The sequence below is a fragment of the Streptomyces krungchingensis genome (genome assembly GCF_054729265.1).
In genome coordinates, this window is sequence record NZ_JBPUKY010000001.1 from 5,751,624 (window position 1) to 5,775,830 (window position 24,207).

Sequence of the window (24,207 nt, forward strand, 5' to 3'; positions counted from 1 at the left end):
GCCCCAACTCCCGTACTTTTGCTTGTCTTTGGTGATCAAACTGTGGCTATGGTGATCGCCACGCGCCCGGTGCCCGCCCACCGGCGGCCGGGCGCACGGTGACCGACGACCGGGGGGAACGGTGTCGTCCGGGGGGTCGCATCGGCATGCCGTGATGTCGGCGGTCGCGGACGCCTGCCCGGCCGCGCTCCTGTCCGCCACGTCGAACGCCGTCCGACCCCGAGACGGAACAGGAGCCCCCGTGGCCGACGAGATGGTGCGCAAGGCGCAGCAGTTCATCAACGGTGCCTACGAAGGCAAGCTGGGCATCGACCGGATCCCCGAGACCGGGGTGACCGGCTGGACGACGATGTTCGGCCTCACCCGTGCCCTCCAGTACGAACTGGGCATCACGAGCCTGTCGGACACCTTCGGCCCCACCACTCTGTCCACGCTCACGTCCAAGTACCCGACGCTCAACAGCGAGACGGTCCCGTCGGAGAACTTCGCCCGCATCATCCAGTCGGCCCTCTACTGCAAGGGATACGACGGCAGTGACATCGACGGGACGTACAACTCCCGCGTCTACGCCTCGATCACCCGGCTGAAACAGAACATGGGCGTGGACTTCACCTACCCCGGCGGCAACCTGGTGCCCAAAGTGTTCAAGGGTCTGCTGAACATGGACGCCTACGTCACCGTCAACGGCGGCTCGGACAGCATCCAGGCCGTGCAGAGATGGCTGAACGGGCAGTACGTGACCCGCAAGGACTTCTTCATCATCCCCGCGGACGGCCACCACTCGCGCGACGTCGCCAAGTCCATGCTGTTCGCCGTCCAGTACGAGCTGGGCATGGCCGACGGCACGGCCAACGGAGTGTTCGGCCCCGGCACCCAGAGCGGTCTGAAGAGCCACACCGTCGCCACCGGGGACTCCGGGCCCTGGGTGCAGCTCTTCTCCGCCGGCATGGTCCTCAACCACCGTCCCGTGTCCTTCACCGGCACCTTCAGCAGCAGCCTGTCGTCGGCCGTCTCCGACTTCCAGTCGTTCGCGAAGCTGCCGGTCACCGGCAAGGGCGACTTCTCGACCTGGGCGTCCCTCCTCGTCTCCTACGGCGACCAGGCGCGCAAGGGCGAGGCCTGCGACGGCGTCACCCGGATCACCCCGGCCCGTGCGGCCGCGCTGAAGGCCGAGGGCATCAAGTACGTCGGGCGCTACCTCACCAACCCGACCGGCGGGAAGCCGTACGAGAAGGCGATCCAGGAGGGCGAGCTCCAGACCATCGCCGATGCCGGGCTGCGCTGTTTCCCGATCTACCAGACCTACGGCCGGGACGCCTCGGACTTCAACTACATCGCGGGCCGGACCGCCGGACAGGCCGCGGTCAACGCGGCCCTGGACCACGGCTTCAAGGCCGGTGCGAGGATCTTCTTCGCCGTCGACTTCGACGCCCTCGACGAGGACGTCACCTCCAGCGTCCTGCCCCACTTCAAGGGCATCGAGGACGCGATAGCCGACGACGGCAACCGGTACGCGGTCGGTGTGTACGGGCCGCGCAACGTGTGCACCCGCGTCTCCGAGGCCGGCCACGCGACCGCCGCGTTCGTCTCCGACATGTCCTCCGGTTTCTCCGGGAACTTCGGCTATCCGCTGCCCGAGAACTGGGCCTACGACCAGATCGTCACCCGCACGGTGGGCTCGGGCGACGGGGCGATCGAGATCGACAACAACATCGCCTCGGGCCGCGACACGGGACAGGGCTCCTTCAACGCGCCGCGCACCCAGAAGCCCGACACCCGCCTCGACGACTCCGTCCTCACCGCCATGCAGACGGACGTCGGCAAGTACATGGAGTCCCTCGGCTACCCGCTCGACGGCGGTACGCGCAGCTACCAGCACTGGAAGTGCTTCCAGTCGACGGTGGTCGACCACGACGCGCTGATCACGAGCCTGTCGAACAAGTACGGCCTGCGCAAGGCGCTCATCCAGACGTCGGCGTACTGGGAGATGCGGCACATCGAGCCGCTCGACGAGGCGGCCTGGGAGGCCACGATCCTCGCGTACAACACGACGGGCAAGTTCATCAAGGACTCGTCCACCGGCATCGCCAAGCAGCGGGCCCTCACCCTCATCGGCGCCTGGAACCACTGCCTGACCAAGGGCTACGCGACCGGCCGGCCGATCCTCGACCCGTCGAGCGACGACGACAAGTACTCGATCTGGAAGAAGGCGCACGACGACGAGGAGTTCGCCCTCACCAGCGTCTTCATGATCGACATGTGGGACATCGACGGGAAGCCCGGCGGGGACGACAACTCCCCGGCGATGCGCTCCCCGCGCCTGGACTACAACGACTCGGAGATCTACGACGTCCTGCGCCGCTACCAGGGCCCTGCGGAGCCCGCGTTCAGCGAGGCGAAGAAGCGGCTGGGGCTCTACTACGTGATGGAGAAGTACAACGCGATCTCCCGGAACCTGTGACAGAGAGCGGAGCGCCCCATGTCCGGAGACCAGCCGTACGCCGGCCACGACGGCACCGTCGTCCTCCTGCTGACCCTGGCCGGACTGGTGGCCACCCCGTGGCTCCTGGTGCGCGGGGTGCGGCTGCTGGTCCGCGCCAGGGCCGCCCGGACGGCGACAGCGGCCCTCAGGTCCGCCGCCGCACTGGCGTGGGCCGCGGCCATCGGCATGTACACCTGGGGCGTTCTGCACCTGGTCCTCTTCGACGACCAGGACCGGTCCCGGGCGTGCAACACGGCGGTCGGCGACCGGCGACTCACCGGGTACGACCCCTCGTTCATCCCGCTCCACTTCGGCTGCCGTACCGGTGACGGACACACGGTCGAAGCGGTCATCCCGTCGTACATCAACCCCGCAGTGACCGTGCTGGGGGTGTGCGCCCTGGCGCTCACCCTCGCCGGATTCGCGACCGCCCGACGCAAGGAGGAAATCTCATGACGGCGAACCTGCCGCGACGCACCGTGCTGCGCCGCGCCGTCCTCATGGCCGCAGGCGCCACGGCCGGGTCACAACTGCTCGCCACCCCCGGATACGCGGCGGGCCGCAAGCCCGACCCGGCCAAGTTGCGCGAAGCGGTCAAGAAGGCCCAGCAGCGGGCCGACGAGCGGAAGGCCCACGTGCTCAACGGCCTTCGCTCCAAGAACGGCTGGGAGATGGAGAAGGTCGTCGACGACCGCGGCAACGTCTACACCAGACCCGTGACGGGCACCCCGGTGGACGTGCAGGTGCGCATGGGAGACGTCGAAACCGTCCTCGTGCACGTCGTCCGCCGCTTCCACTACGAGATCGACTCCCTGCGCAAGGGCGACGTCGTCGGCTGGCGCACCCCGGGATCGGTGCGCAGGGGGCTGGCCGAGTCCAACCAGGCCTCCGGCACGGCGGTGCAGATCCGGCCCGGCTCCTACCCCTTGGGGGTGCGCGGCGGGTTCTATCCCCTCCAGGAGCTGGTGATCCGCGACATCCTCGCGGACGCCGAGGGCGTGGTCCGCTGGGGCGGCGACGACCGCAAGCCGGACGAGTCGCTGTTCTCCATCGACGTGGGCCCGGGCGACGCGCGCCTGACCGCAGTGGCGGAGAAGATCCGCCGCTGGGCCGAGACGCCCGGTCTGGGTTCGGGTGTGCTCGTCGACCCGCTCCAGCCGCAGCGCCGCAAGGCCGCGAAGCGACTCGCCGCCCAGCAGGTCTGACCGGTGGCCCGCGGGCCCGGTCCGCACCCTCACGGGTGGGGCCGGGCCCGCGGCTGTCGTCCGGACCGGGCGCCGTCGGCACCCCGCGGCCCGGTCCGGGCGACGGCCGTCAGCTGAAGATGATCATCGAGCCCTGGGCGAGGCTGCGGGTGGCGGCGGCGTGCAGGCCGAGCCAGACGTGGCGCTCCCGGGCGAAGGGGCTGGCGTCGTAGGGCGCCGGCGCGGCCGGCTCCTCCAGCTCCGTGGGTGCCGCGGGCGGTTGCGGGGCGGCGGGCGGGTTGGCCGGGTCGATGCCGATCGACGGGGCCACGAATTCGAGTTCGCGCAGCAGCGCGTGGGAGGAGCCCAGCGGGCCGCCGCCCGCGAGGAGTTCGTCGTTGGCGAGGGGGTGCGGGAAGTCGACGGGGACGTAGGCGCCCGCGTGGTCGTAGTGCCAGACCAGGTGTGACTGCTGGGCGTTGGTCTCGAACATCTCCAGCAGCTGTTCGTAGTCGCCGCCGAGTTCGTCCACCGGGGTGACCGCCAGACCGCACATCTGGAGCAGGTAGGCGCGGCGCAGGAAGTGCAGCGCGTCGTAGTCGAAGCCGGCGACCGGGGCCACGTCGCCGGACAGCCCCGGCATGTACGCGTACACCGGGACGGGTGGGAGTCCCGCCTCGGCCAGCGCCTTGTCGTAGAGCGCGAGTTCCTCGGCGAAGGGGTTGTCGGGGGTGTGGCACAACACGTCGACGAGCGGGACCAACCACAGGTCACAGGCCAACAGACGGCTCCTCTTCCTCGGGTGCACGGTGGTCAGGGCAGCGTAATGCGCGCAGCGGTCCTGGGAAGGCCCCGGTGCACAACTGGGGTTTCCGGTGGCCGGGGGCGCGCGGTGCCGCCCCCGGGCTGCGTCCCCAACCCCCCGATCGCCCGCGGGGACCCTCCTCAAACGCCGGACGGGCCGTCGTCTGCGGTCAGGTGCTCGATGAGGGCCAGCGAGTGTTCGTTGTAGGCCACGACGATCGCCTGGGCCGCGTCCGCGTCGCGGCGGGCCAGGGCGTCCACGAGCTCCGTGTGCCCGGCCCACAGGCGGCCCCTCAGGTCGGCGACCCGGCGCAGGTGCTGGACGGTGCACACCCAGGACTGGACGCGCAGCCGGTGCAGGAAGTCGGCGAGGTAGGGGTTGCCGAAGAGACCGCTGAGCTCGCGCCAGAAGCGGAGGTCGTAGCCGATGAGGATGTTGAGCTCGCCGGCGGTCGCGGCGCGCTGGGCCTCCTCGCCGCGGCGGCGCACGGCGGCCAGCGCGGCGACGGCGCGCTGGTCGTCGAGCTGGCGCAGACCACCTGCGACCAGGCTGCGGAACATGCCCTCGGTGACCAGGCTGCGGGCCTCGATCATGTCGCGGTAGTCGTCGGCGGAGTACTCCTGCACGCGGAAGCCGCGGTGCTGGTCCGCCTCCAGCAGGCCCTGCGCCGACAGGTCGACCAGGGCTTCGCGTACGGGGGTGGCGGAGACGCCGTACTGGTCCGCGATCTCCTTCACCGTGAACGCCTGGCCCGGCTGGAGGCGGCCCGCGAGCACCTCGTCGCGGAGCGCGTCCGCGATCTGCTGCCGCAGGGTGCTGCGGGTCACGGCGCCATTGCCGCCGGTGCCGGGCATGGTGTCTGGCTCCCCCATCGCGTGGATGTGGTGGTGGGTCTACTCGCGTATCACTACGAGCAGGACACCTTACGCGGTGGAGGGGCCGCAGACGCCGAACCCCCGGCCGGGCTCGACAGCCCGGCTGGGGGTCGGAAGGTGACCGGATCGCGCGCTACGCGGTGTGCTCGTCCGCCACGGACAGCGCCTCGTCCAGGGCCGCCAGACCCTCCTTGGCCTCGGCCTCGGAGATGTTGCACGGCGGCACGACGTGGGTGCGGTTCATGTTGATGAAGGGCCACAGGCCGCGGGCCTTGGCCGCGGCACCGAATGCGGCCATCGGCGCGTTCGCCTCGCCCGCCGCGTTGTACGGAACCAGCGGCTCCCGCGTCTCCCGGTTCTTCACCAGCTCCAGTGCCCAGAAGACACCCGTGCCGCGTACTTCGCCGACGCTCGGGTGCCGTTCGGCGATCTCGCGCAGTCCCGGCCCGAGGACGTTCTCGCCGATGGCCGCGGCCTGGTCGACGATGCCCTCCTCCTCCATGACGTTGATCGTCGCGACGGCGGCGGCACAGGCCAGCGGGTGCCCGGAGTAGGTGAGGCCGCCCGGGTAGGGACGCCGGGCGAAGGTCTCCGCGATGGCTCCGGAGATCGCGACACCGCCGAGCGGCACGTATCCCGAGTTCACGCCCTTCGCGAAGGTCATCAGGTCGGGCGTCACACCGAAGTGGTCCGCGGCGAACCACTTGCCGGTCCGCCCGAAGCCGGCCATGACCTCGTCGAGGACGAAGACGATCCCGTACCGGTCGCATATCTCGCGCACACCGGCGAGGTAGCCGGCGGGCGGCGTCATGATGCCCGCCGTGCCCGGGACCGTCTCCAGGATCACCGCGGCGACGGTGGCCGGCCCCTCGAAGGCGATGGTGTCCTCGAGGTGCTGGAGCGCCCGCTCGCACTCCTGCTGCTCGTTGTCCGAGTAGAAGGGGCTGCGGTACAGGAACGGTGCCCAGAAGTGGACGACACCTGCGGCGGCGCTGTCACTGGGCCAGCGGCGCGGGTCACCGGTGAGGTTGATCGCGGTCGAGGTGGCGCCGTGGTACGAGCGGTAGGCCGAGAGCACCTTCGGGCGGCCGGTGTGCAGCCGGGCCATCCGCGTGGCGTTCTCGACGGCCTCCGCACCGCCGTTGGTGAAGAAGATCTTGTCCAGGTCGCCGGGGGTGCGCTCGGCGATCAGCCGGGCCGCCTCCGAACGGGCCTCGACGGCGAAGGCGGGCGCGAACGTGGACAGGGTTGCGGCCTGTTCCTGGATCGCGGCGACGACCTTCGGGTGCTGGTATCCGATGTTGGTGAAGACGAGCCCACTCGTGAAGTCCAGATACCGCTTGCCTTCGTAGTCCCAGAAGTACGACCCCTCCGCGCCGGCGACGGCGAGCGGGTCGATGAGCTCCTGCGCGGACCAGGAGTGGAACACGTGCGCGCGGTCCGCGGCCTTCACGGCGGCACCGACCTGAGGGTTGGGCTGAGGGGTCATGCGCCGAAGCGTAAATGTCCACGGAGTGGACGCGATATCGGCGTCCTGTCTGCCGCCGCGGGCATTCCGCGACAGTCTGTCGGGCTTGACCCACGCCACCGCCTCCGCTGCCGCCGACCATTTCGTTCCCCGGACCCGCCATGGATCGGCCTGGACGGCCTCGTCCTCAAGCGCCGGACGGGCTGGAAGGTGGCTCCCTGCCCTCAAGGCGGGACGGGACGGGCGCTGGCACCGGGGAACTGCCGCCGGACGGCACGGGAGCTGCTGGACCGGACGGAAGCTGCCGCCGGACCGGAGGGGAACTGCTCCTGGACAGGACGGAAGCCGCCGCCGGACACGGCACCGGAGCCGCCGCCGGACGGGTCAACGGTCGGCCCTCAGCCCCACTCACACCCGCAGTCGCCCTCTCACCGAAGGGGCCGTGCCGGTGCATCAAATGCCCGTTGCGGACGGTGACACGACCCCACCGCACTGAACCACCGGACCACACGACGGCTGCAACGGGCGGATCACCGGCACGGACCCGACCCACCCACCGGACAGACGGCGGCCCACCCACCGGACCGAAGGCGACCCACCCACCGCACCGGAGGCGACCCACCCACCGCACCGGAGGCGGCGAAACAGCCCGACAGCGAAGCCCAACTCTTGACAGCATGCTGTCCAATTGACAGCATGCTTACATCGCGCAGAACCCGAGGAGGAACCATGAGCAGCACCCCGCGCCAGCCCGTCCACCTCGCCGTCTACGACACCTTCGCCGACTGGGAGACCGGCCACACGACCGCGTTCCTCGCCCGCGCCGGCTACGAGATCCGCACCGTCGGCCCCACCCGCGAACCGGTCACCACCGTGGGCGGGATCCGTATCCACCCCGACCTCGCCCTCGACGAGCTCCGCCCCGAGGACAGCTCGCTGCTCGTCCTCACCGGCGCGGACCTGTGGGACTCCGGCGACGACCTCGCCCCCTTCGCCCGCACGGCGCGCGCGTTCCTCGACGCCGACGTGCCCGTGGCCGCGATCTGCGGCGCGACCGCGGGACTCGCGCGCGAGGGCCTGCTCGACGACCGCGCCCACACCAGCGCCGTGTCCTTCTATCTCGCCGCCACCGGCTACGCGGGCGCCGAGCGGTACGTGGACGCCGACGCCGTCACCGACGGCGCGCTCGTCACCGCGGGCCCCACCGAACCGGTCGCCTTCGCCCGCGAGGTGTTCCGCCTGCTCGGGGTGTACGAGGGCGAGGTCCTCGACGCCTGGTACCGGCTGTTCCACGACTCCGACGCCGAGGCGTACGCCGTCCTGGAAAAGGCCGCCGGGTGAGCCGGGACCACCAGGCGAGCCGGGACCACCAGGTGGGCCGGGACCACCAGGACCTGCTCAGCCGCAGCGCCCTCGGCGTCTTCCGCCTGAACGGCCAGTTCCTCTCCGTCGCCGAGGAGCTGGCCCGCCCGGCCGGACTGACCGCCGCCTGGTGGCAGGTGCTCGGCGCCGTGCTGGCCGAACCGCTCCCGGTGTCCGGGATCGCCCGGACCATGGGCATCACCCGGCAGAGCGTGCAGCGCATCGCCGACCTGCTGGTGGACAAGGAGCTGGCCCGGTACCTGCCCAACCCGGCCCACCGGCGCGCCAAGCTGCTCTCCCCGACGGAGTCCGGCCGCGCCGCGATCGCGCGGATCGACCCCGGGCACGCCGCCTTCGCCGACCGGCTCGCCGAGGCGTTCGGCGAAGGCGGCCTGGCCGAGGCGGTACACGTCCTGGAGCGCCTGTCGTCGGTCCTCGACGAGCTCGCCGCGAACGTCACGGAATCACCACGCGCTGTTACGGAACCGTAGACACCGCCCCACCCACCTCCCCGTACGACCGGATTATCCTCGGTCTGTTGCACACACACGGGGGAAGGTGGGCGCGGGCATGGAGAAGCTGGGGGCGGGGGATCCGCAGCGGATCGGCGCATATCGGCTGCTGGCTCGACTCGGCGCGGGCGGGATGGGGCACGTGTACCTCGCCCGGTCCGACCGGGGACGCACCGTCGCGGTCAAGCTGGTGCGCGAGGAGCTCGCGGAGCAGGAGGAGTTCCGGGCCCGCTTCCGGCAGGAGGTGCAGGCCGCGCGACGGGTCGGCGGGTACTGGACCGCCCCGGTGCTCGACGCGGACACCGAGGCCGTGATCCCGTGGGTGGCCACCGGCTACGTCGCCGGGCCGTCCCTGCAGACCGTCGTCGGCCACGACCACGGCGCGCTGCCCGAGCGCTCCGTCCGCATCCTCGCCGCCGGCCTCGCGCACGCACTCCAGGACATCCACGCCGCGGGTCTCATCCACCGCGACCTCAAGCCGTCGAACGTCCTGGTCACCATCGACGGGCCCCGAGTGATCGACTTCGGTATCGCGCGCGCCCTGGAGACGGTGACCGACGGCGGTCTGACCCGCACCGGCGCGCTCGTCGGCTCACCCGGCTTCATGGCCCCCGAGCAGGTCCGAGGCGACCGGGTCACGCCCGCCTGCGACGTGTTCTGCCTCGGTTCGGTCCTCTCGTACGCCGCCACGGGCGCCCTCCCCTTCGGGGCGGCCAACAGCGGGGTGCACGCGATGATGTTCCGCATCGCCCAGGAGGAGCCTGACCTCGAAGGCGTGCCCGAGGGACTCGCCGACCTGGTGCGCGACTGTCTGCGCAAGGACCCGGCCGCCCGGCCGAGCCTCGCCCAGGTGCTGGAGCGCACGGGCGCGGAGGACACCGTCTCGGACGGCCGCACCCGCGACCCGTGGCTGCCGAGCGCGCTGGTGGCCCAGCTCGGCCGGCACGCGGTGCAGCTGCTGGACACCGAGAACCCCGACGACGGGCAGCCGCAGATGCCCGCCCTGCCGGCCGGAGCGCCCCCCGTGCCGCCGGCGCTGCCCGCGGCGCAGCCGCCCGCGCTGCCCGCCGCGCCCCCGGCCCCCGACCTCTCGAAGGCGCCACCCGCACTTCCGCCCGCACCGCCGGCCACCCCACCCCCTGCTTCGCCCGGGACTCCGCCCGAGACCCCGCCGGAGCACGCCCCGGCTGCGGCCGAGGAGGGCGCCACCCCGCCCGCACCCGGGCAGCCCGCCCCGCTCGACCACCTGCCCACGATGGTGGCGGGCGCGGGCCCGACGCCCCCTCCGGCCGCCCCGCCGGCCACGGCGCACCCCGCGTACGGCTATCCCCAGCAGCACCCCCAGCAGCATCCGCAGCAGCACCCCCAGCCCACCGGCCCCGCCGCGGTCCACCCCGGGTACGGCTATCCGCAGCAGGGCGGCTGGGGCGGACAGCCGGCCCCGTACGGCTCGACGCCTCCGTACGGGCCGGGCGTCGCCTCGCCGTACGGCCCCGGTGGCGCGACGCCGCCGTACGGGCCGGGCGGCGCCACACCCCCGTACGGACCGGGCGTCGCCTCGCTGCCGCCCGAACCCCCGCGCAGAAGCGGCCGGTCCACCGCCCTCCTGATCGTCGTGGCGCTGGTCGTCGCGCTCGGCGCGGGCGGCAGCGTCTACGCGCTGATGAAGGGCACCGGGGGCGACAAGGACCACGACGACGCCAAGGCGTCGGCGTCCGCCTCCGGCGCGCCCAGCACGCCGGGCCCGAGCACCACGGAGCCGTCCACGGCCTCCGAGTCGCCCAGTGCGCAGGAGTCGACGGACGGCACCATCCCGGACGAGTTCCTCGGCACCTGGAACACCAGCATCGACAACGCGACGGGACACAACACCCGACGGCTCACGATCCAGCAGGGCAAGGTCGGGGACACCGTGCTGTCCCTCGTCGCGGACGGCCCGGCCGGCAGCGGCACCTACCACTGCGTCTTCGAGGCCAGGCTCGCCGAGGAGCCCTCCGCGGGCGGCCCTCTGGAGATCAGTGCCTCGGACGTCACCGTCGGAGAGCCGGCCACGTCCTGCTCGCCGGGCGCGGCCTCCGAGGTCACCCTCCTCTCGGACGGCCGGCTGCGCCGCGTGAACAAGGACTCGGGCGAGGCCCTGACCTACACGAAGGGCGGCTGAGGGGGCCCGAGAGGGTCGCCAACTCGCCTGCGGGGGAAGCTCGTTGAAGTTCACCTCGCGTATGCCGGGGGTTCCCGGGCCAGGTCGTACCGTGACCGGACGACAGGCTCGGGGGAGTGGCTCACGTGGAGTGGCTGAGCGCGGAGAACGTCGTGGCCGTGGCGACGGCCGTCGTCGGCGTCGTGGCCTCCGCCGGCATGGTCTGGTACGAGCGCCGGGTGCCGCGGCGCAAGAGGATCGGCTACCGGGTGCAGATGGACAACCCGATAGGCGACGACGTGCGTTCGGGCCGCGCCAACGTACGGCTCGGACTGTTCGACGAGACACCGGGCATGACGGACGCCACCCTGGTGCTGCTGCGCATCGAGAACGACGGCTCGCAGAGCATCGCCGGGGACGACTACACCAGCCGCGAACGGCACGGCCTGACCGCCGTGTTCACCGACCGGACCATCCGCGGGGTGTCCGTCACCCAGCCGCCCGGCACCGACCACCTCATGGACCACTTCACGCCGGCCGCGGGCCTCAGCTACGAGGACGGCGTGCTGCGCATCCCGCGCGTGCCGCTCAACCGGGGCGAGCACTTCAAGCTGCTCGTGCTGCTGTCCGGCGGTGACGTGGGGCGCGGGATCCGGCTGATCGGCGGGCTGCGGGACGGTGAGGTCAGCCCCAACCGCAGCACCACTCCCGACGATCAGCCGCCCCTGTTCAGCCGCGCCGCCCGGCTGATCACCGTGCTGCTGACGGTGTGCGTCGTCACGCTCGCGATGATCGTCGTGCTGCGCGACGACAGCCCGCCCCCGATCGGCTGCGAGCGGGGCACCCTCAAGGTCACGGGTTCGACCGCCTTCGAACCGGTGATGCGGGAACTCGCCGAGAAGTACGAGGAGGACTGCGCGGGCGCCACGGTCGCCGTGGACCCGCACGGCAGCACGGCCGGGGTGCGCGAACTCGCCGCCGCGGGCGCGAAGTCGGGCAGCGGATCCCCGGCCGTCGTCGCCCTCTCCGACGGCCCCAAGCCGAGCGGTTTTCCGGAGCTGCGCGAGAACCGGGTCGCGGTCTCGGTCTTCGCGCTCGTCGTCAACGACGACATCGGGATCAAGAACCTCTCCCTCGGCGACGTGCGGCGCCTCTACCGCGGCGAGATCAGGAACTGGAAGCAGCTCGGCGGGCCCGACCGGCCCGTCCTGCTGGTCAGCCGTGACGCCAACTCCGGTACCCGGCAGGTCTTCCAGCGGCGCGTGCTCGCGCGGGGCGAGATCGCGAACTCCTCCCTGGACTGCGTCCACAAGGACGACGCGACCGCGCCGGTCGTGCGCTGCGAGCTCGACTCCACCGAGCAGGTGCTGAGCACGGTCGCCCGGCTGCCCGGGGCGATCGGCTACAGCGAGCTCAACAACGCCACCGGCCGCCGTGGCCTGCACCAGCTCACCCTGGACGGCCACACCCCGTCCGTGGAGGCGCTGGAGCACGGTTCCTCCGCGTACCCGTACCGGGAGATCGAGTACGCCTACACGTTCGGCCAGCCGCCCGCCGACTCCCTCGCCTCCAGCTTCCTCTCCTACGTCAGCCGGGGCAGCGGCCAGGACGTGATCCGTACGCACGGGCACCTGCCGTGCGGCACACCGGTGGGACTGCGGATCTGCGGCGAGGGCTGACGGCCGGCGCACCCGCCTTCCTCGGCGCACCCGACCCTCCCCGGCGACCCGGCGACCCGGCGACCCGGCGACCCGGCCAGGATCGGGACCGGCCGGGCTCGGAGCCCCAGCCGGGCCCGGCGGCCTAGCGGGGCTCCGGAGGCCGCTGCCGTGGCATGTTCGGCCGCGCGCCCGGAGGCAGCGGGGCGCGCCCCGGCGGCACCGCCTCGGTGCGCGGCGCGCCCGACAGCGACGACTGGATGCCCATGGGCGCCGACCCCGTCCGGAACTCGACCATCCAGTCCGCCGTCTCCGCCCGCACCAGCTCCGTGACGTCCTCGCAGAACCGCCGCAGCACGCCGAGACACCGCTCCGCGGCCTCTCCGGCCGTCCCCTCCGTCGGCCCGAGGACCTCCCGCACGCTCTCGGACGCCCAGTCGAACTGCAGGACCTGGAGCCGCCGGTGCACGGCCTGGGCCGTGGCCACGTCCCTTATCCACCCCGAGGTCACCCCGAAGAACCGGTCACCGGCCACGCACGCGACCCCGAGGAGCAGCGCCAGATAGCCCCAGGGGGCGACCCCGCCCACCACCCCGGTGAGATCGAGCAGCGGAGCGGCCGCCCCGGACACGGCCCCGAGAGCCGCCCCGCAGCGCAGCACCCGCGCCCCGCGCCGCTTCCACACGCGGTCGGACAGGTACCAGGAGGCCGTGTCGAGTGCGCCGCGCTCCACCCACCGGTACAGCTCGTGGAGCCGCTCCGCGGGTTCGCCCCAGTCCCCCAGCGGGAACGGCCGGCCGGTCAGATCGCCCGGCACCAGCTCGGCCGCCCCGTCGCCCCGCCCGTCCTGGGGCGGCCCCTCGGGCTGCATCTCCGGCTGACTCACCCGGCACTCCCTACTGACGACGGTGACGGCAGTGACGACGGCGTGTGACGTCGTGTGACGCCTGGTGCAAAAGCGCCGGACCCTTCCTACCGCCCAATGGGTGGCGATGGACCGGGTTTCATCGCTTTTCCGCCCGGAAGTGGGTCTTGATCAGGTATAGGACTCCCGACGCTCTCACTCGAAAGAGTGCTTGGGCGACGGGCCCGTCGAGCACGTAGGCTCAAGCTGGACAGGAAAAACGGTCCACTCAGCCGTACTCGAAACCAGGAGCTGATCGTGATTCCCGGTGGTGGCCAGCCCAATATGCAGCAGCTGCTCCAGCAGGCCCAGAAGATGCAGCAGGACCTCGCGAACGCGCAGGAGGAGCTGGCGCGGACGGAGGTCGAAGGCCAGGCGGGCGGCGGCCTGGTGAAGGCGACCGTGACGGGCTCCGGAGAACTCCGCGCCCTGGTGATCGACCCGAAGGCGGTCGACCCCGAGGACACGGAGACGCTCGCCGACCTGATCGTCGCGGCCGTCCAGGCGGCCAACGAGAACGCCCAGACGCTCCAGCAGCAGAAGCTCGGCCCGCTCACCCAGGGCCTCGGCGGCGGCAGCGGCATCCCCGGCCTGCCGTTCTGAGACCGGGCGTGCCGTTCTGAGGCTCGGCCTGCCTTTCTAAGACGGGCGGCAGCCAACTACCGTACGCACAGGGACGAAGCAGGATTCAGGAACCAGGAAAGGCAGTCCGTTGTACGAAGGCGTGGTCCAGGACCTCATCGACGAACTGGGGCGGCTCCCCGGCGTCGGTCCCAAGAGCGCGCAGCGGATCGCCTTCCACATCCTGCAGGCCGAGCCGACGGACGTGCGGCGCCTCGCGCAGGCCCTCATGGAGGTCAAGGCGAAGGTCCGCTTCTGCGCGACCTGCGGCAACGTGGCGCAGGAAGAGCTGTGCAACATCTGCCGCGACCCGCGCCGGGACGTCTCGGTGATCTGTGTGGTCGAGGAGCCCAAGGACGTCGTCGCGATCGAGCGGACACGCGAGTTCCGCGGCAAGTACCACGTGCTGGGCGGCGCGATCAGCCCCATCGAGGGCGTCGGCCCCGACGACCTGCGGATAAGGGAACTGCTGGCCCGTCTCGCCGACGGCACGGTCACGGAACTCATCCTCGCCACCGACCCGAACCTGGAGGGCGAGGCCACGGCCACGTACCTCGCCCGCATGATCAAGCCCATGGGCCTCAAGGTCACCCGCCTGGCCAGCGGCCTCCCGGTGGGTGGCGACCTGGAATACGCGGACGAGGTCACGCTCGGCCGCGCCTTCGAGGGGAGACGACTCCTAGATGTCTGACGCCACGCTGCACGCGACCAGTCAGGACCCCGACGACTTCGTGGTCCAGATCGCGGACCAGGTAGAGAGCTTCCTGGTCGCCGTCACCGAGGTGGCCAAGGGCGACGAGCCGGACTCGGCCGTGCCCTTCCTCCTCCTGGAGGTCTCCCAGCTCCTCCTGGCCGGCGGCCGTCTCGGCGCACACGAGGACATCGTCCCCGAGGAGCGCTACGAGCCCGATCTGGGCCCCGAGCCGGACGTCGACGAGCTGCGCGAGCGCCTCGCGGTGATGCTGGACCCGATCGACGTGTACTCGGAGGTCTTCGACCCGTACGAGCCCCGCAAGGCGCCGGTCGCCTGCCGGATCTCCGACGACCTCGCCGACGTCATCACCGACCTCCGCCATGGCATGGCCCACTACCGCGCCGGCCGCACCACGGAGGCCCTGTGGTGGTGGCAGTTCTCGTACTTCTCCAACTGGGGTTCCACGGCCTCGGCCTCGCTGCGCGCCCTCCAGTCCGTGGTGGCGCACGTGCGCCTGAACCAGCCCCTGGATGACCTGAACGGCCTGGACACCGACCAGGACCTCGGCGACGACGCGCTCGCCGAGGAGGCCGGCAAGGTCATGGTGGAGGAGATCGCGGGCCCGCTGGGCCTGCGCCCGGTCAAGTAGCGACAGCCGCCCGTGACGGCGGCAGGCCACGACGGCGGCCCGCCGGTGCGGGCCGCCGTCGGCGTCGTCACCGCAGCTCCCACAGCCCCTTGCCCAGCGTCGTGACCCCGCCGGCCAGCGCGAGCCCCAGGACCAGGAGCCGGGCCCGTCTCTCGGGCAGCCACCGCCCGAGGGCCCGCCCGGCCAGGGACCCCGCGACCATCCCCGCGACCGCGAGCGCCCACACCGGCGGGCCGAGCCGCGGCACCCCGTTCGCGGCCACCGAGAACGCGTTCACCAGCACCCCGTAGAACTGCGCGTTCGGCACGAACTCCCGTACCGTCCAGCCCGCGTTGACGGCGTACAGGGACACCGGAGGGCCGCCCACCCCGGCCGCCGAGTTCATGAAACCGCCCAGGGCCCCCGCGGCCACCGCGCCCCCGCCGCCGCGCAGGGCGGGCACCTGGGCGCCCCGCATCACGAGGGCCACCGCCACCGTCACCAGCGCTCCCATGCAGGCGAGCAGCGCGGGCTCGGGGAGCCGCCGGGCCAGCCAGGTCCCGGCCGGGACGGTGCACGCCGCCGCCGCGCACAGCGGCACCATCGCGCCGAGCCGCACCCGCCGCCAGCCGCCCGCGAGTCCGACCACGCTGATCACGCCCGCCGCGCAGTTCGCGAGGACGACGCCCTCCGCGGGCCCGAGCAGCAGCACCAGCGCGGGCACGGCCACCAGGGCGAAGCCCATGCCGGTGAGCCACTGCACGCCCGACCCCAGCAGCACGATCCCGCCCAGCAGGAGACTGTCCGCCCAACCACCACCCGTCACGCCCGACAGCGTCTTCCCGCGGGCACCGCGCGATCAACACCCGTGCAGGCCGTATGTCGCCCGCGAGGCCCGGACATCGCTCGGGAGAGGCGGACGGGCCCCCATGGACGGCCGGATCGCCGCCCTCCCGTGTGACACGGGGCACTTTCCGGAGTGGCGCGGCCGACCTGCGGGCAGGTGCCGTGTCGGAGCGGCCGGAGCTGCCCCGCCCGAGGAGCCCTGACGACTCCGTCGGTCCGTTGGTCCGAGTGATCACGTCGTGAGCGGGACATCTCACGATGCGATATCTCGGAGGGGAAATCCGGCCGCTCGTTAAACTGAGCCGACCGCAGTTGTGCGGTGCAGAGACGGATTGAGCGAGGAGCGCACGTGGGCCTTGTCGTGCAGAAGTACGGAGGCTCCTCCGTAGCCGATGCCGAAGGCATCAAGCGCGTCGCCAAGCGGATCGTGGAAGCGAAGAAGAACGGCCACCAGGTGGTCGTCGTAGTTTCCGCGATGGGCGACACGACGGACGAGCTGATCGATCTCGCCGAGCAGGTATCTCCGATGCCCAGCGGACGAGAGTTCGACATGCTGCTGACCGCCGGGGAGCGGATCTCCATGGCCCTGCTGGCGATGGCGATCAAAAACCTGGGCCACAGCGCCCAGAGCTTCACCGGCAGCCAGGCAGGTGTCATCACCGACTCGGTCCACAACAAAGCGCGGATCATCGACGTCACGCCGGGTCGTATCCGTACGGCCCTCGACGAGGGCAACATCGCCATCGTCGCCGGCTTCCAGGGCGTCTCGCAGGACAAGAAGGACATCACCACCCTCGGCCGCGGCGGCTCCGACACGACCGCCGTCGCGCTGGCGGCGGCCCTCGACGCCGAGGTCTGCGAGATCTACACCGACGTGGACGGCGTGTTCACCGCCGACCCGCGCGTGGTGAAGAAGGCCCGGAAGATCGACTGGATCGCCTTCGAGGACATGCTGGAGCTGGCGGCCTCCGGCTCCAAGGTGCTGCTCCACCGCTGCGTGGAGTACGCCCGCCGCTACAACATCCCGATCCACGTGCGCTCGTCCTTCTCCGGACTCCAGGGCACCTGGGTCAGCAACGAGCCGATTCAGCAAGGGGACCGCAAGGTGGAGCAGGCCATCATCTCCGGTGTCGCGCACGACACCTCCGAGGCCAAGATCACGGTGGTCGGCGTTCCGGACAAGCCGGGCGAGGCCGCCTCGATCTTCCGCGCCATCGCCGACGCCGAGATCAACATCGACATGGTCGTGCAGAACGTGTCCGCGGCCTCCACCGGTCTGACGGACATCTCCTTCACCCTCCCCAAGACCGAGGGCCGCAAGGCCATCGACGCCCTGGAGAAGGCGAAGACCGCGATCGGCTTCGACTCCCTGCGGTACGACGACCAGATCGGCAAGATCTCCCTCGTCGGCGCCGGCATGAAGACGAACCCGGGTGTCACGGCCGGCTTCTTCGAGGCGCTGTCCGACGCGGGCGTGAACATCGAGCTGATCTCCACCTCCGAGATCCGCATCTCCGTCGTCACGCGTGCCGACGACGTCCCGGAGGCCGTCCGCGCCGTCCACACCGCTTTCGGACTCGATTCCGACAGCGACGAGGCCGTCGTCTACGGAGGCACCGGCCGCTGATGGCCGGGTCCGTGGGACCCAAGGGGTCCTTGGCGCCGACGCTCGCGGTCGTGGGAGCGACCGGAGCGGTCGGCACGGTCATGCTCCAGATCCTGTCCCAGCACGCGGACATCTGGGGCGAGATCCGCTTGATCGCCTCCCCGCGCTCGGCCGGCCGCAAGCTGGCCGTGCGCGGCGAGGAGGTCGAGGTCGTGGCGCTGTCGGAGGAGGCCTTCGACGGGGTCGACGTCGCCATGTTCGACGTACCGGACGAGGTGGCCGCCCAGTGGGCGCCGATCGCCGCCGCCAAGGGCGCGGTCGTCGTCGACAACTCCGGAGCCTTCCGGATGGACCCGGACGTGCCCCTCGTCGTCCCCGAGGTCAATCCGCACGCCGCGCGCGTGCGTCCGCGCGGGATCATCTCCAACCCGAACTGCACCACGCTCTCGATGATCGTGGCCCTGGGTGCGCTGCACGCCGAGTTCGGGCTGCGCGAACTGGTCGTCTCCAGCTATCAGGCGGTCAGCGGCGCCGGCCGGGCCGGGGTCGAGACCCTGCGCCAGCAGCTGTCGCTCGTCGCCGGTACGGAACTGGGCACCAGCCCCGGTGACGTACGGCGGGCCGTGGGCGACAACACCGGGCCCTTCCCGGAGCCCGTCGCGCTGAACGTGGTGCCGTGGTCCGGGTCGCTCGCCGAGGACGGCTGGTCCTCGGAGGAGATGAAGGTCCGCAACGAGTCCCGCAAGATCCTCGGACTGCCGGCGCTGAAGGTGGCCGTCACCTGTGTCCGCGTACCCGTCGTCACCACGCACTCACTGACCGTCCACGCCCGCTTCCAGGGCGAGGTCACCGTCGCCAAGGCGCGGGAGATTCTCGCCACAGCGCCGGGGGTCGTGCTGTTCGACGACCCGGCCGCCGGGGAGTTCCCCACCCCCGCCGACGTGGTGGGCACGGATCCGACCTGGGTCGGCCGAGTCCGCCGGGCTCTGGACGATTCGACCGCACTCGAACTGTTTGTGTGCGGGGACAACTTGCGCAAGGGTGCCGCATTGAACACCGCTCAGATCGCCGAGCTGGTGGCGGCGGAGATCATCGGGGCGTAGGTTCTGCCTTCTGGGTGTGCGCGGGCTCCGCAAGGTTCTGCGTTCTGGACGTCCGGCAGCCGGAATCTCGGTGGCCGTCAGGGGATTCATTTGTAGGATCTGTGTGTGTTCGGTGAGCGGACTGTGGTCCGACCACTTGAATCCGCCCCTGTCGGCGTCCGAAGATTTTCCTCCCCGTTCTCCGCAACCGCGCGGAGGGCGGGGAGCGTCTTTGCGGTCGCCATTCAGGGGCGTCCGGGGGCGGCACGGCACATGGGGCATAGGGGAAGAGCTGGTACGCATGAGGGCATTTAGTGCAGTGTCAGGCGCGCTGAGAAGCGTCCCGGCCGGCGGTCCCGCAGGCGTACCAGGGGGTGCTCCGGAGGGTCTGCTTCCGGCCACTGTGCCGGCCGACGCGAATGTGACGCCTGTCGCGTACAACCCTGCCGGGGGGACGCGTGTCAAACAGGCGTGGCAGAGGTACTCGACTTCACCGCGGTCCAGACGAGGGGCACAGCCCTGCGTCCACCCCGCCGACTCCGCAGCCCCGGCGCGCCCGGCGGCATGCCGGTGATCGCGCCCATGCCCGCAGCGCGGCCCGCCCGCATACCGAATCAGCGTGACGGCTCCGACGACAGCATGGCCGCCGGTACCACCGTCGACCATCTGACAGAGACCTACCGCGCCCACTACCGGTCGCTCCTGGGCCTCGCGGCGCTCCTGCTCGACGACACCGCCTCCTGCGAGGACGTCGTCCAGGAGGCCTTCATCCGGGTGCACTCGGCGCGCAAACGCGTCCGCGACCCGGAGAAGACGCTCGCCTATCTGCGGCAGACCGTCGTCAACCTGTCGCGCTCCGCGCTGCGTCGGCGCATCCTCGGCCTCAAGCTCCTGTCGAAGCCGATGCCCGACATGGCGAGCGCCGAGGAAGGCGCCTACGACCAGTTGGAGCGCGACGCGCTGATCAAGGCCATGAAGGGGCTCCAGCGCCGTCAGCGCGAGGTCCTGGTCCTGCGCTACTTCGCGGACATGACCGAGGCCCAGGTCGCCGACACGCTCGGCATATCGCTGGGCTCGGTCAAGGCGTACGGCTCCCGCGGCATCGCCGCGCTCCGCATCGCCATGGAGGCCCCGGCATGAGTGGGCACGACGAGCGGTGGAGCCCCGACGGAGGTCGGCGCCACGAGCACGAGCACAAGCAATCGCACGCTGGGAACGGAACTGTGAACCACGGCCCCGACGGACAGTCCGACGAACAGACGGGCGGACAGGGACCCGACGGGCTCGGCTCCGACGAACTGGCACTGCGCCGTCTGCTCCACCAGGCCGTCCAGGAGATCGAGCCCACCGACGGCACCCTCGACCATCTGCGCCGTGCCGTTCCGGCCAGGCGGGCCCGCAAGCGGCAGGCCGTCGTCGGCATGGCCGCGGCCGCGCTCTTCATCGGCACGGCCATCCCCGCCTTCGTCCACGTCTCGAACTCCGCCGGGTCGAAGGCCGACCCGTCCATGGCGGGCAACGCCTCGCAGGCACAGGGCGGCACGGGCCAGGACAAGGACGCGGACGGCCACGAGAAGGCGACGAGCGGCTCCTCCGGCACCTCGAAGGACAAGGGCAAGGAGGGCGGCAAGAGCACGCCCGGCACGGGCAAGAGCACCGGCGGCGGCGCCACCACGGGCGGCGCCGACCCGACGGCCTCGGCCGCGACCACGCCCGCCTGCACGACCGAGCAGATCGGCGGGGCCACCAGCGCCGTCGGCGTCCCGGACTCCACCGGCGCGGTCTACGGCTCCTTCACCTTCTCGAACATCTCCGCCGCCGGCTGCACGGTCACCGGAGCGGGCACGGTGAACGCGGCCGCCGCGGGCGCCGCGGACCCCGCCAAGGTCGGTGTGTCGACCCATGTGGCGGGCGACGCGGCCACCGGGCTGCCGGACCCGTCCACGGAGGTCGCCTCCCTGGTCCTCCAGCCGGGCGCGTCGTACGTGGTGAAGTTCGCCTGGGTGCCCTCGGAGACCTGTCCCACCACCTCGGAGCCCTCACCGGACCCGACGCCCACCGAGGGCGCCGGTGACACCGGCAGCACCGGTACGACCGAGGGCGGCGGCGTCGCGCCGCAGCTCGTCACGGAGGACGGGGTGGCCGACGGCAGCGTCGCCGTGTCCAACACGGCGACGACGGGCGGGGCGACGGCCTCGACGACCGTCTCCAACGCGTGCGCGGGCACCGTCTACCACACGGGCGTCCTGACGTCCTGAGCGACACGGACGGCGCCTCGCGCGGTCGTCTCCCGGTCCTGCCACGAGCCGTCCCGTGCCGTGCGGCTCGGTCCCTGGTGATGCCGGGCCGTCCCGGAGCCGGCGCTGCGGCGCCGGGCGGCCGGAAGGCTCGGACGGTCGTCCGAAGGGCTTTAGGCGGTCGTCGACGACGAGGCCGGAGCGCCGCCCCCGGCAGGGACCCCGCTCTCCCCGTCGATCCCGGACTCGGATCCGGCCCCGGACTCCGACCCGCTGCCGGCCCCTTCGGGGACGATGCCCAGCTCGGCGTCCCGGGCGAACTCGACCTCGCGGCGCAGCAGCCGGAACCACATGAAGACGACGAAGCCCGCGAAGACGAACCACTCGCCGGTGTAGCCGAGGTTCTGGAACGCCTTCAGGTCCAGGCCGGTGTTCTGCGGAGCCGCCGCCGGCACCGCCTTCATACCGCTGTCGGCCTTGTCGAGGGTGATCCACGCCTCGTAGACCTTCTTGTACGGCACCAGGTTCACCAGCGACGCGGAGCTGATCGCGCCGGTCTGCCCGGCGGGAAGACCACCGGCCGAGCTGACGCCGTTGGACCCGGGGCTCTCGGACGCCTGGAGCGCGCCCGTCACGGTGACCTCGCCGGTCGGCGCGGCGGGCGCCTTCGCCGGGTCCGCGTCACCGGGCAGCCAGCCCCGTACGACGGGCAGCGCACCGCCGTCGGTCCGCAGCATGGTCAGGACGTAGTACCCGCGCTCGCCGTCCAGCTCACGGCCGGGCACGAGCAGTTGCCTGCCGTACCGCCCGGTCGCGGTGGCCTGCTTGCCGGACGTGGCCTTGTCCACGGGCAGCAGTTCGGCCAGCGGGCGGGGCGACGAGGTCTCGGCCTCCGCGGCCAGGTCGCTCGCCGTCCGATGGTCCGCGACCCGGTCCTCGAACCGTCCCAGCTGCCATGACCCCATGAAGACGCAGAAGGGGATGGCCAACAGCACGAAGACGTTGATCCCCCACCAGCGGGGCGTCAGCAGGAACCGGTACACGCCTTCCACGGTACGGGGCCCGTGCGCACGGCCGGGCCGCGGGGTCACCGCCACCGGTCCCGCCGGGCTCCGGCGAACGGGGTTTGTCCACAGGCTGGGGACCGCGTCGGCGAAGACCCCGCCCGGCCAGGCACTATGGGGCCATGACTGAGAGCAGCAGGTCCAACGAGCAGCAGGCCGCCATGCCCGACTGGGAGAAGCGCTTCAGGGCGCCGCGGGTGTCGCTGCCGGACTGGGCGGAGGACGCCCCGCACCGCTCCCTGTTCGTCTCGAACGCGACAGGGACGTACGAGCTGTACGCCTGGGACCGCGCCACGGGAGAGCAGCGCCAGGTCACCTCGCGGGCGAACGGCACGACGGACGGAGTGCTCTCGCCGGACGGCGAGTGGATCTGGTGGTTCGACGACAAGGACGGCGACGAGTTCGGCATCTGGCGCCGCCGCCCCTTCACCGCCGGAGCCCCCGAGAGCGCCGGCGGCGACCCGCAGGCGCGGCCCGACGAGCCGGCGGTGCCGGGTCTCGACCCCTCGTACCCGGCCGGACTGGCCATCGCCCGCGACGGGCGCACCGCCGTCGTGGGCCGCTCCACGGACGAGGACGGCTCCACCATCCACGTGGCGCGCACCGGCGAGACCCCCGTGGAGATCTACCGGCACCGGGAGTCGGCCGGCGTCGGCGACCTCTCGCACGACGGCTCGCTCGTCGCGATCGAGCACACCGAGCACGGCGACGCGATGCACTCGGCGCTGCGCGTCCTGCGCCCGGACGGATCGACGGTCGCGGAGCTCGACGACACCAAGGGCGGCACGGTCGAGCTGGGCCTGGAGGTGCTCGGCTTCGCCCCGGTCGACGGGGACGGCCGGCTCCTCATCGGGCACCAGCGGCGCGGCCGCTGGGAGCCGCTCGTGTGGGACGTGACCACCGGCGAGGAGACGGACCTCGGCCTCGACCTGCCCGGAGACGTGGCCGCCGAGTGGTATCCGGACGGTTCCGCCCTCCTCGTCGCCCACAGCTTCGAGGCACGCAGCGACCTGTGGCGGTACGACCTCACGTCCCGCGAGCTGACCCCGGTGCCCACCCCGCCCGGCACCGTGTCCGGCGCGACGGCCCGCCCGGACGGCACCGTGGAGTATCTGTGGTCGTCGGCCGCGGAGCCGTCCGTGGTCCGTTCCACGACCGGCGAGGTCGTGCTGGACCCGCCCGGCCTGAAGTCCCCGGGATCGGTGCCCGTGGAGGACGTCTGGGTGGAGGGCCCCGGCGGACGCATCCACGCCCTGGTCCAGAAGCCGGCCGGCGCCACCGGCCCGCTGCCCACGGTCTTCGACATCCACGGCGGCCCGACCTGGCACGACAGCGACTCCTTCGCGGCGGGCCCGGCAGCCTGGGGCGACCACGGGTACGCGGTCGTCCGGGTCAACTACCGCGGCTCCACGGGCTACGGCCGCGCGTGGACCGACGCCCTCAAGCACCGCGTCGGCCTCATCGAGCTGGAGGACATCGCCGCCGTCCGCGAATGGGCGGTCACCTCGGGCCTCGCGGACCCCGACCGTCTGATCCTCACCGGCGGCTCCTGGGGCGGCTATCTCACCCTCCTCGGCCTCGGCACCCAGCCCGACGCCTGGACCCTCGGGATCGCCGCCGTCCCCGTCGCCGACTACGTCACGGCGTACCACGACGAGATGGAAGCCCTGAAGGCCATGGACCGCACCCTCCTCGGCGGCACCCCGGAGGAGGTCCCCGAACGCTTCGAGGCGTCCTCCCCCCTCACCTACGTCGACGCGGTCAAGGCCCCCGTCTACATCTCCGCGGGCGTCAACGACCCCCGCTGCCCCATCCGCCAGATCGACAACTACGTCACCCGCCTCGCCGCCCGGGACGCCGTCCACGAGGTCTACCGCTACGACGCAGGCCACGGCTCCCTGGTCGTCGACGAACGCATCAAGCAGGTCCGCCTGGAACTGGACTTCGCCCAGCGCCACCTGACGGACTGACGACACCGCCCCGCCCCGGCGTCGGCCCAGGGCGCCCGGCCAGCCTCCTTGAGGACTGAGGCGTCCGGG

General features: G+C 71.9%; 21 protein-coding genes. 15 read left to right on the forward strand and 6 right to left on the reverse strand.

Annotated elements, in window-relative coordinates; genetic code table 11:
- Positions 1 to 241: 241 nt before the first annotated feature.
- Genes ACSYGO_RS25345 through ACSYGO_RS25355 form a run of 3 tightly spaced genes read left to right on the forward strand, consistent with a single transcriptional unit; the run spans position 242 to position 3,687 of the window.
- The gene (locus ACSYGO_RS25345; RefSeq protein WP_460387736.1) at positions 242 to 2,461 is read left to right on the forward strand and encodes a glycoside hydrolase domain-containing protein; all 2,220 of its coding nucleotides are present in this window, start codon (positions 242 to 244) and stop codon (positions 2,459 to 2,461) included.
- Between the two features lie 18 nt (positions 2,462 to 2,479).
- Entirely contained in the window at positions 2,480 to 2,938 is a 459-nt protein-coding gene (locus ACSYGO_RS25350; RefSeq protein WP_426681823.1) for a hypothetical protein, read from the forward strand.
- The gene (locus ACSYGO_RS25355; RefSeq protein WP_460387738.1) at positions 2,935 to 3,687 is read left to right on the forward strand and encodes a hypothetical protein; all 753 of its coding nucleotides are present in this window, start codon (positions 2,935 to 2,937) and stop codon (positions 3,685 to 3,687) included. The genes ACSYGO_RS25350 and ACSYGO_RS25355 overlap by 4 nt, the downstream gene beginning before the upstream one ends.
- A 109-nt stretch (positions 3,688 to 3,796) precedes the next feature.
- On the opposite strand, the gene ACSYGO_RS25360 is transcribed toward ACSYGO_RS25355, so the two are convergent.
- The 3 genes from ACSYGO_RS25360 to ACSYGO_RS25370 all read right to left on the reverse strand — a co-directional run bounded on the left by ACSYGO_RS25360 (position 3,797) and on the right by ACSYGO_RS25370 (position 6,835).
- Positions 3,797 to 4,447: a hypothetical protein gene (locus tag ACSYGO_RS25360; protein ID WP_028799191.1), complete on the reverse strand. Its 651-nt coding sequence runs from the start codon at positions 4,445 to 4,447 to the stop codon at positions 3,797 to 3,799.
- A gap of 164 nt (positions 4,448 to 4,611) precedes the next feature.
- Positions 4,612 to 5,325: a GntR family transcriptional regulator gene (locus ACSYGO_RS25365; protein WP_426681886.1), complete on the reverse strand. Its 714-nt coding sequence runs from the start codon at positions 5,323 to 5,325 to the stop codon at positions 4,612 to 4,614.
- Positions 5,326 to 5,479: 154 nt separating this feature from the next.
- On the reverse strand, positions 5,480 to 6,835 hold the full coding sequence (locus ACSYGO_RS25370; protein WP_426681825.1) for an aspartate aminotransferase family protein: 1,356 nt from the start codon (positions 6,833 to 6,835) through the stop codon (positions 5,480 to 5,482).
- Positions 6,836 to 7,543: 708 nt separating this feature from the next.
- On the opposite strand from ACSYGO_RS25370, the gene ACSYGO_RS25375 reads away from it, so the two are divergent.
- The 4 genes from ACSYGO_RS25375 to ACSYGO_RS25390 all read left to right on the forward strand — a co-directional run bounded on the left by ACSYGO_RS25375 (position 7,544) and on the right by ACSYGO_RS25390 (position 12,507).
- The gene (locus ACSYGO_RS25375) at positions 7,544 to 8,155 is read left to right on the forward strand and encodes a type 1 glutamine amidotransferase family protein (RefSeq protein WP_460387740.1); all 612 of its coding nucleotides are present in this window, start codon (positions 7,544 to 7,546) and stop codon (positions 8,153 to 8,155) included.
- 32 nt (positions 8,156 to 8,187) lie between these two features.
- Positions 8,188 to 8,667, forward strand: coding sequence for a MarR family winged helix-turn-helix transcriptional regulator (locus ACSYGO_RS25380; protein WP_426681887.1), 480 nt, complete (start codon positions 8,188 to 8,190; stop codon positions 8,665 to 8,667).
- A gap of 79 nt (positions 8,668 to 8,746) precedes the next feature.
- Positions 8,747 to 10,849 carry a serine/threonine-protein kinase gene (locus tag ACSYGO_RS25385; protein WP_460387741.1) on the forward strand — a complete coding sequence of 701 codons (2,103 nt, stop codon included), beginning with the start codon at positions 8,747 to 8,749 and terminating at the stop codon, positions 10,847 to 10,849.
- 125 nt (positions 10,850 to 10,974) lie between these two features.
- Entirely contained in the window at positions 10,975 to 12,507 is a 1,533-nt protein-coding gene (locus ACSYGO_RS25390) for a substrate-binding domain-containing protein (protein WP_432189537.1), read from the forward strand.
- Positions 12,508 to 12,631: 124 nt separating this feature from the next.
- On the opposite strand, the gene ACSYGO_RS25395 is transcribed toward ACSYGO_RS25390, so the two are convergent.
- Positions 12,632 to 13,372: an SLATT domain-containing protein gene (locus ACSYGO_RS25395; protein ID WP_426681828.1), complete on the reverse strand. Its 741-nt coding sequence runs from the start codon at positions 13,370 to 13,372 to the stop codon at positions 12,632 to 12,634.
- 276 nt (positions 13,373 to 13,648) lie between these two features.
- Between ACSYGO_RS25395 and ACSYGO_RS25400 the strand changes: the two genes are divergently transcribed.
- From ACSYGO_RS25400 to ACSYGO_RS25410, 3 genes are all read left to right on the forward strand, one after another.
- A complete protein-coding gene (locus tag ACSYGO_RS25400) occupies positions 13,649 to 13,993 on the forward strand; it encodes a YbaB/EbfC family nucleoid-associated protein (RefSeq protein WP_362515108.1) in 345 nt (114 codons plus the stop codon).
- A gap of 109 nt (positions 13,994 to 14,102) precedes the next feature.
- Positions 14,103 to 14,702: a recombination mediator RecR gene (gene recR / locus ACSYGO_RS25405; protein ID WP_359492121.1), complete on the forward strand. Its 600-nt coding sequence runs from the start codon at positions 14,103 to 14,105 to the stop codon at positions 14,700 to 14,702.
- Positions 14,695 to 15,354: a DUF5063 domain-containing protein gene (locus ACSYGO_RS25410; RefSeq protein WP_426681829.1), complete on the forward strand. Its 660-nt coding sequence runs from the start codon at positions 14,695 to 14,697 to the stop codon at positions 15,352 to 15,354. The genes recR and ACSYGO_RS25410 overlap by 8 nt, the downstream gene beginning before the upstream one ends.
- A 67-nt stretch (positions 15,355 to 15,421) precedes the next feature.
- Here the strand turns inward: ACSYGO_RS25410 and ACSYGO_RS25415 are convergent, their stop codons facing one another.
- The gene (locus ACSYGO_RS25415) at positions 15,422 to 16,078 is read right to left on the reverse strand and encodes a TSUP family transporter (protein ID WP_426681889.1); all 657 of its coding nucleotides are present in this window, start codon (positions 16,076 to 16,078) and stop codon (positions 15,422 to 15,424) included.
- A gap of 450 nt (positions 16,079 to 16,528) precedes the next feature.
- Here ACSYGO_RS25415 and ACSYGO_RS25420 point away from each other — a divergent pair, with 450 nt between their 5' ends.
- The 4 genes from ACSYGO_RS25420 to ACSYGO_RS25435 all read left to right on the forward strand — a co-directional run bounded on the left by ACSYGO_RS25420 (position 16,529) and on the right by ACSYGO_RS25435 (position 21,125).
- Positions 16,529 to 17,806, forward strand: a complete 1,278-nt coding sequence (locus tag ACSYGO_RS25420) for an aspartate kinase (RefSeq protein WP_095935641.1) — start codon at positions 16,529 to 16,531, stop codon at positions 17,804 to 17,806.
- Positions 17,806 to 18,888: an aspartate-semialdehyde dehydrogenase gene (locus tag ACSYGO_RS25425; protein WP_426681830.1), complete on the forward strand. Its 1,083-nt coding sequence runs from the start codon at positions 17,806 to 17,808 to the stop codon at positions 18,886 to 18,888. Before ACSYGO_RS25420 ends, ACSYGO_RS25425 begins: the two co-directional genes overlap by 1 nt.
- 450 nt (positions 18,889 to 19,338) lie before the next feature.
- Positions 19,339 to 20,007: a SigE family RNA polymerase sigma factor gene (locus ACSYGO_RS25430; RefSeq protein ID WP_345639749.1), complete on the forward strand. Its 669-nt coding sequence runs from the start codon at positions 19,339 to 19,341 to the stop codon at positions 20,005 to 20,007.
- Between the two features lie 83 nt (positions 20,008 to 20,090).
- Positions 20,091 to 21,125 carry a hypothetical protein gene (locus tag ACSYGO_RS25435; protein ID WP_426681831.1) on the forward strand — a complete coding sequence of 345 codons (1,035 nt, stop codon included), beginning with the start codon at positions 20,091 to 20,093 and terminating at the stop codon, positions 21,123 to 21,125.
- Between the two features lie 152 nt (positions 21,126 to 21,277).
- On the opposite strand, the gene ACSYGO_RS25440 is transcribed toward ACSYGO_RS25435, so the two are convergent.
- A complete protein-coding gene (locus ACSYGO_RS25440; RefSeq protein ID WP_426681832.1) occupies positions 21,278 to 22,147 on the reverse strand; it encodes an SURF1 family protein in 870 nt (289 codons plus the stop codon).
- Between the two features lie 143 nt (positions 22,148 to 22,290).
- Between ACSYGO_RS25440 and ACSYGO_RS25445 the strand changes: the two genes are divergently transcribed.
- Positions 22,291 to 24,138, forward strand: coding sequence for a S9 family peptidase (locus tag ACSYGO_RS25445; protein WP_460387743.1), 1,848 nt, complete (start codon positions 22,291 to 22,293; stop codon positions 24,136 to 24,138).
- The last annotated feature ends 69 nt before the right edge of the window (positions 24,139 to 24,207 follow it).

Coding starts and splice junctions, on each gene's coding strand:
- ACSYGO_RS25410 (WP_426681829.1), top strand. CDS start 14,695: ATGTCTGACGCCACGCTGCACGCGACCAGTCAGGACCCCGACGACTTC.
- ACSYGO_RS25365 (WP_426681886.1), bottom strand. CDS start 5,325: ATGCCCGGCACCGGCGGCAATGGCGCCGTGACCCGCAGCACCCTGCGG.
- ACSYGO_RS25425 (WP_426681830.1), top strand. CDS start 17,806: ATGGCCGGGTCCGTGGGACCCAAGGGGTCCTTGGCGCCGACGCTCGCG.
- ACSYGO_RS25415 (WP_426681889.1), bottom strand. CDS start 16,078: ATGGGCTTCGCCCTGGTGGCCGTGCCCGCGCTGGTGCTGCTGCTCGGG.
- ACSYGO_RS25445 (WP_460387743.1), top strand. CDS start 22,291: ATGACTGAGAGCAGCAGGTCCAACGAGCAGCAGGCCGCCATGCCCGAC.
- ACSYGO_RS25385 (WP_460387741.1), top strand. CDS start 8,747: ATGGAGAAGCTGGGGGCGGGGGATCCGCAGCGGATCGGCGCATATCGG.
- ACSYGO_RS25355 (WP_460387738.1), top strand. CDS start 2,935: ATGACGGCGAACCTGCCGCGACGCACCGTGCTGCGCCGCGCCGTCCTC.
- ACSYGO_RS25350 (WP_426681823.1), top strand. CDS start 2,480: ATGTCCGGAGACCAGCCGTACGCCGGCCACGACGGCACCGTCGTCCTC.
- ACSYGO_RS25370 (WP_426681825.1), bottom strand. CDS start 6,835: ATGACCCCTCAGCCCAACCCTCAGGTCGGTGCCGCCGTGAAGGCCGCG.
- ACSYGO_RS25375 (WP_460387740.1), top strand. CDS start 7,544: ATGAGCAGCACCCCGCGCCAGCCCGTCCACCTCGCCGTCTACGACACC.